At 74.4% G+C, this 6,150-nt stretch carries 6 protein-coding genes; 4 read left to right on the top strand and 2 right to left on the bottom strand.

The genetic code is table 11. The annotated features are described in order from the left end of the window. Positions 1 to 66: 66 nt before the first annotated feature. Positions 67 to 1,053, bottom strand: a complete 987-nt coding sequence (locus ABZ914_RS44305; RefSeq protein ID WP_500200724.1) for an LLM class flavin-dependent oxidoreductase — start codon at positions 1,051 to 1,053, stop codon at positions 67 to 69. Positions 1,054 to 1,108: 55 nt separating this feature from the next. Between ABZ914_RS44305 and ABZ914_RS44300 the strand changes: the two genes are divergently transcribed. The 4 genes from ABZ914_RS44300 (at position 1,109) to ABZ914_RS44285 (ending at position 4,814) form a co-directional block, all read left to right on the top strand. Then, positions 1,109 to 2,695, top strand: a complete 1,587-nt coding sequence (locus ABZ914_RS44300; protein WP_500200723.1) for a 3-hydroxyacyl-CoA dehydrogenase family protein — start codon at positions 1,109 to 1,111, stop codon at positions 2,693 to 2,695. 78 nt (positions 2,696 to 2,773) lie between these two features. Continuing rightward, entirely contained in the window at positions 2,774 to 3,085 is a 312-nt protein-coding gene (locus tag ABZ914_RS44295; protein WP_190861952.1) for an Rv1322 family protein, read from the top strand. Between the two features lie 104 nt (positions 3,086 to 3,189). Continuing rightward, positions 3,190 to 3,912 (top strand): alpha/beta hydrolase, encoded by a 723-nt coding sequence (locus ABZ914_RS44290; RefSeq protein WP_190861950.1) that lies wholly within the window; start codon positions 3,190 to 3,192, stop codon positions 3,910 to 3,912. Between the two features lie 110 nt (positions 3,913 to 4,022). Beyond that, complete coding sequence (locus ABZ914_RS44285; RefSeq protein ID WP_500200722.1) at positions 4,023 to 4,814, top strand: alpha/beta fold hydrolase; 792 nt, start codon at positions 4,023 to 4,025, stop codon at positions 4,812 to 4,814. Between the two features lie 24 nt (positions 4,815 to 4,838). On the opposite strand, the gene ABZ914_RS44280 is transcribed toward ABZ914_RS44285, so the two are convergent. Beyond that, a partial coding sequence (locus ABZ914_RS44280) for an AI-2E family transporter (RefSeq protein WP_500200721.1) occupies positions 4,839 to 6,150 on the bottom strand: 1,312 nt, incomplete at its 5' end.

Raw genomic sequence — 6,150 nt, 5'->3', positions numbered from 1 at the left:
TGGGGCCGTGGCCGGCCCGCCCTTCGCGAAGGGGGGCGCGTCCACGTATAAGGAGCCCGCGGCCGGTCAGGAGAGCAACGCGCGCGTTCTCGGGAGGACCTGCGCGCCGAGCCGGGCGATGTTCTCGAGCGTCGCGCGATGCGAGCCGGCGGCCTCGACCAGCAGGACGAGGTGCCGGATCCCGGTTCGCTCGGCGGTCGCGGCCAAGGCGGCGGCGCAGTCGTCGGGGGAGCCCACGGGGTGCAGGTCGCACAGGCGCCGGGTGTAGGCGACGGGGTCGCGGGACGGGCGGGGCCGGTCGTCGACGGGCACGTATCCGTCCAGGCCGGGGCCGAGCCAGCGCGGCATCTCGTCGAGGAGCGTCCGGACGGCCTCGTCCCGCGTGTCGGCGACCTGCGCGAGGTGGACGGAGATGTGCGGCGCGTCCGGGACGCCATGGCGGGCGACGGCGGCGGCCTTCTCCTCGTCGCCGACGTGCATTCCGAGGAGCATCGGCAGGCCGCGTTCCGCGGCGATCGCCTCGGTGGCGGGAGAGGTGCACGCGACGGAGACCGGCGGCGGGACGTCCGTTCTCGGCACGACCGGGACTTCGCGGAACGAGAAATGCTCGCCCCGCCACCCGAGCCGTTCCGAGCGCAGCCAGGCGAGCAGCAGGTCGAGCGATTCGGCGAACCCTTCCTCGTAGCGGCGGAGCCCCGTTCCGAAGACCTCCAGATCGCGCCACGGGCCGCCGCGTCCGACGCCGAGCCGGAAACGCCCGCGGGACAGCAGCGACAGCATCGCCGCCTGTTCCGCGAGCGCCACGGGATGCTGGTCGGAGAGGACGCTGACCGCGGTGCCGACGTGGACGCGGCGGGTCATGGCCAGAACGTGGCCCGCCATCAGCGTCGCCGACGGGATGACGCCGTAGGACATGAAGTGGTGCTCGGCCAGCCACACGTCGTCGAACCCGGCGCGTTCCGCCGCCACGGCGGCCTCGACCGTGCGGGCCAGGGCGGCGGCGTCGTCCTGACCGGGGTAGCGGGCGGCGAGCAGGAAGATTCCGAAGCGCACGTCCCGGTCGTACCCGGCATCCGCGCGGGCCGAGCGCTCTGGGAGACTGCCGTGCATGACTGGTGGTTCGTTCAGCAGGGTCGGGGTCGTCGGACTGGGCACCATGGGCGCGGGCATCGCCGAGGTGCTGGCGCGCGGCGGCTTGGCGGTCGTCGGCATCGAGGTGAACCAGGACGCGCTGGAGCGCGGCCGTGGCCACCTGGAGAAGTCGACGGGGCGCGCGGTCAAGCGCGGCAAGCTCACCGAGGACGCGCAGCGCGAGATCCTCGGCCGGGTGACGCTGTCCACCGACTTCGCCGACCTCGGCGACTGCGACCTGGTCATCGAGGCGGTGCCGGAGCGCCTCGACCTGAAGCGCAAGGTGTTCGCGACGCTGGACGGGGTGTGCCGCGCCGACGCGGTGCTGGCCACCAACACCTCCTCGCTGTCGGTCACCGACATCGCCGTCACCACGGAGCGGCCCACCAAGATCGTCGGGGTGCACTTCTTCAACCCGGCGCCGGTCATGAAGCTGGTCGAGGTCATCCGCACGGTGCTCACCGAGCCGGAGGCCGTGGACCGCGTCGCCGCGCTGGTGAAGGACCTCGGCAAGACCCCGGTCACCATCGGCGACCGCGCCGGGTTCGTCGCGAACCGGCTGCTGTTCGGCTACCTCAACCAGGCCGCCGGGATGCTGGAGTCCGGGCACGCGACGCGCGACGACATCGACACCGCGATGACGGCGGGCGCCGGCCTGCCGATGGGCCCGTTCACCCTGATGGACCTGATCGGCCTCGACACCTGCCTGGAGGTGCTGGAGGCGATCCACGCCGAGACCCGCGACCGGCGGCACGCGCCGTCGCCGCTGCTGCGCGAGCTGGTCACCGCCGGGCTGCTCGGCCGCAAGACGGGCCGCGGCTTCTACGACCACGGCGCGCCGAAGGCCGAGGCGCCCGCGCCGGCGGACGGTCCCGCGCCCGTCGTCGGCGTCCTCGGCACCGGCGCCCTCGCCGACGCGTTCGCCGCGCTCTGCGACCGCGCGGGCGCGCAGGTCCGCGGCGCCGCCGCCGACCTCGCGGACTGCGATCTGATCGTCGAGGCGTCCGGCGACGCCGGCGCGGGCCGCGAGCTGCTCGCGGCCGCGGCGCAGGCCGCCAAGCCCGGTGCGGTCCTCGCCGTCACGTCCGCGACGGTCCCGGTGGCCGAGGCGGCGATGGCGTCCGGTCGTCCCGCCGACGTCGTCGGGCTGCACCTTCCCGCTCTGCTCTCCACGGAGGGGACGGGTGCGCTCGCCGAGATCGCGGAGACCGTCGCGACCGGTCCCGGCGTCGCCGACCGCGCCGCGGAGCTGGCGGGGCGGCTCGGCCTCACCGTCGTCCGCTGCCGCGCCCGCGCCGGCTTCATCGTGGACGCGCTGCGCTTCCCGTACCTCAACGACGCCGCCGCGATGCTCGGCGCGGGCTACGCCGACGCGGACGCGATCGACGCCGCGATGACGCTCGGCTGCGGCTACCCGACCGGCCCGATCGCCGACCTCGACCGCCTCGGGATCGACCGTGCCGTCGCCGTGCTGCGCGCCCTGCACGCCGAGACGCGCGAGCCGGCGCTCGCGCCCGTCCCGCTCCTCACCGAGCACGTCACCGCGGGCGTGCCGATCCGCTGACCCGCCGGACCCGGAGCGCGGCCGCCGGGTGCCCCCGGCCGGCGACCGGCGGCCCGCGCGGGCTCATATCCTGGGGGCATGAGCCCCCGCAAGAACCGCCGTGCCGTGTCCGGGAAGCCGCCGCAGGGCGGCGGCTGGGCGCAGCGGACGGAGGAGGGGCCGGACGGCGAGTGGATCGTCCGGTCGATCGCGGGGGCGGCCGCGGTGAAGGCGTACCGGTGCCCGGGCTGCGACCAGGAGATCCCGCCGGGCGTCCCGCACGTCGTCGCGTGGCCGTCGGGCGAGCGGGGCGGCGCCGACGACCGGCGGCACTGGCACCGCCCGTGCTGGGAGGCGCGGGCCCGCCGGGCGCCGCGCGTCCAGCGGAGCAGGAACGCGCCGCGCTACTAGGCGCGGCGTCACCGGGCACGGCATCAACGAGCACGGCATCAACGAGCACGGCGTTTCGTGAGCACGGCGTTACGTGGGCACGGCACCAGCGAGTGAGGGAGTCGATGGCGGAGATCAGGGCGGCGACGGTGCTCCCGGCGCGGCGCGAGGAGATCACCCTGCACACCTCCGATGGGCTGCGGCTCGTCGGCGAGCTGGCGCTGCCGCCGGACCGGCCGCCGGTCGCGACCCTGGTCTGCCTGCACCCGCTGCCGACCGCCGAGGGCATGATGGACAGCCACGTACTCCGCAAGGCGTCCTACCGGCTGCCCGCGCTCGCCGGCCTCGCCGTCCTGCGGTTCAACACGCGCGGGACGACGTCGGCGCGCGGCACCAGCGAGGGCGAGTTCGGCGAGGGCGAGACCGAGCGGTTCGACGTCGCGGCGGCGCTGGAGTACACCGAGTACCACGACCTGCCGCGGCCGTGGCTGCTCGGCTGGTCGTTCGGCACCGAGCTGGCGCTGCGCTGGGGGCTGGACCCGCTGGTCGAGGGCGCGATCCTGCTGTCGCCGCCGCTGAAGCGGGCCGGGGACGCCGACCTGGACGCGTGGGGCGCCGACGGGCGGCCGCTCGTCGCGCTCGTCCCGGAGTTCGACGACTACCTGCGCCCGGCGGAGGCGCGGGAACGGTTCGCGCGCGCGCCGCAGGCGGAGGTGATCGGCGTGGACAACGCCAAGCACCTGTGGGTGGGGGAGCCGTACGTCCGGACCGTGCTGAACGAGATCGTCCGGCACGTCGCACCGGACGCGTACCCACTTCCCACAGAATGGGACGAACCGGACAGATAAACGCGCACGGCCGATCGCGGCCACTCCCGTCCCACCACCCCCGATAGCGGGTAACGATTGTCCGACCGCCGCGTGAACGCGGCGGCGTTTCGCGGACGTGAGGGAACCGGATGACCGTGCAGCTGTACGCCAGGGACGTCGGGACGGGGACACCGCTCGTCCTGCTGCACGCCTTCCCGCTCTCCTCGGCGATGTGGCTCGAGCAGCGGCAGGGCCTCGCGAACCGGTTCCGCGTCATCACCCCGGACCTGCGCGGGTTCGGCGGCTCGCGGCTCGGCGCCGACGACCCGTCCGTCGACCTGATGGCCGACGACGTCGCGCACCTGTTCCGCCGGCTCGGCCTCCAGCGCGCCGTCGTCGGCGGGCTGTCCATGGGCGGGTACGTCGCGATGGCGCTGTGCCGCCGCCACCCCGATCTCGTGCTCGGCGTCGTCCTCGCCTCGACGCGCGCCGCCGCCGACACCGGCGCCGTCCGCGAGAACCGGCTGCGGCAGGCCGAGGCGATCGACGGCGACGGCACCGTCCAGGTCCTGCTGGACGAGGTGCTGCCCGGCCTCGTCGGGCCGACCACCTACCGGCAGCGCGCCCTCGTCTACGGGCGCGTCCGGGGGCTCGTCCAGGCGACGCCCCCGCCCGCCGCCGCGTGGGCGCTGCGCGCCATGGCCGGACGTCCCGAGTCGTTCGAGACGCTGCGCGGCCTCAAGGTGCCCGCGCTGGTCATGGTCGGCGACGAGGACACGCTCGCCACCGAGGACGAGGCGCGCGCCATGGTCGACGCCCTGCCGAACGCCGAGCTGCTCGTCATCCCGCGCGCCGGGCACCTGTGCGCGGTCGAGCAGCCCGACCTGTTCAACCAGGCCGTCGCCGAGTTCGCCGCGGCGCTGGCCCGCACCACCCGCTGACGCGGGCGGGGCCGCCGGGGCGGCTCAGAGCGTCTCCTGCCTCGGCAGGACCACCTCGCGGATCAGCAGCGAGATCGCCGCCGCGGTCGGGATCGCGAGCAGCGCGCCGACGACGCCGAGCAGCGCCGCGCCGACCAGCGCCGCGACGATCGTCACCGCGGGCTGGACGTCGACCGTCCGCTTCATCACCCGCGGGTACACCAGGTAGTTCTCGACCTGCTGGTAGATCACGTAGAACGCCACGCAGACGATGAGGTCGGTGGTCGTCCCGGTCAGGAACGCGACCAGGCAGACGATCACCGCGCCGATGGTCGCACCGATGAGCGGGACGAGGTCGGTCACCGCGACGATCAGCGCGAGCGCCAGCGCGTACTTCACCCCGAGGATCGACAGGAAGATGTACGAGCACAGCCCCGCGATGAACGCGATCGTGAACTGGCCGGCGACGTACCCGCCGATCCGGTCGAGGATCTCGTCGCCCAGCAGCGCGACGCGGGCCCGGCGGGTGCGCGGCGCGAGCTGGTAGAAGAACGTCTTGATCTGCGGCAGCGAGCTCATGAAGTAGAGCGTCAGGATCAGGATCGTGATCGTCTGGAAGACGCCGTTGATCGCGACCTTGCCGATGCCGGTCGCGGTGTCGGTGAGCCCGTTCTGGAAGCCCGGGCTGTTGACGGCCTTCTCCGCGCGCTTGAGCAGCCCGTAGCGCTTGTCCCAGTCGGCCAGCGTCTTGTTGTTCTGCAACTGGTCGACGAAGTCGGGGATGCTGTGCCGCAGCTCGGTGACCTGCTCGGTGACGGGCTGGACGAGCGACGCGACGAATCCGGCGAAGAACAGGATCACGATCAGGAACACCGCCCCGACCGCGGCGCCGCGCGGCAGCCCGAACCGGCGCAGCCGCTCCACCGCCGGGTTCAGGCCGACCGCGAGGAACATCGCCACCACGATCATCACGAGCACCGACTTGGCGTTCGTCGCGGCCTTCACCAGCATCCACGCGGTGATCACGCCGAGTGCGGCGGTGAACCCGAACACGAACGGGTGGGCGCGGCCGAGCGGCTGGCCGGGGCGGCCGAAGGGGAACAGCGGGTTCACGCCGGCCTCGCGGCGGCGCTGCTCCACGTCGTGGGCGGGGTCCGGCGCGCCGGGCTCGGGCGCCTGCTGTTCCGCCGGCTCGTCCGCCGGAGCCGGGCGCGTCCGCGGGCCGCCGGTGGCCGGGTCGAGCTCGTAGGCGGGCTCCTGGGCGGCGGCCTCCGTGTCGAGGGCACCGCTGGGCGCCCCGGCGGTCTCGCCGCCGCCCGCACCGCCGCTGCCGTCGCCGCTCGCGCGTTCCGTGCCG

The sequence above is a fragment of the Spirillospora sp. NPDC046719 genome (assembly GCF_040645715.1).
Taxonomy (GTDB): domain Bacteria; phylum Actinomycetota; class Actinomycetes; order Streptosporangiales; family Streptosporangiaceae; genus Spirillospora.
This window is presented reverse-complemented; position numbering and strand designations above follow the sequence as displayed.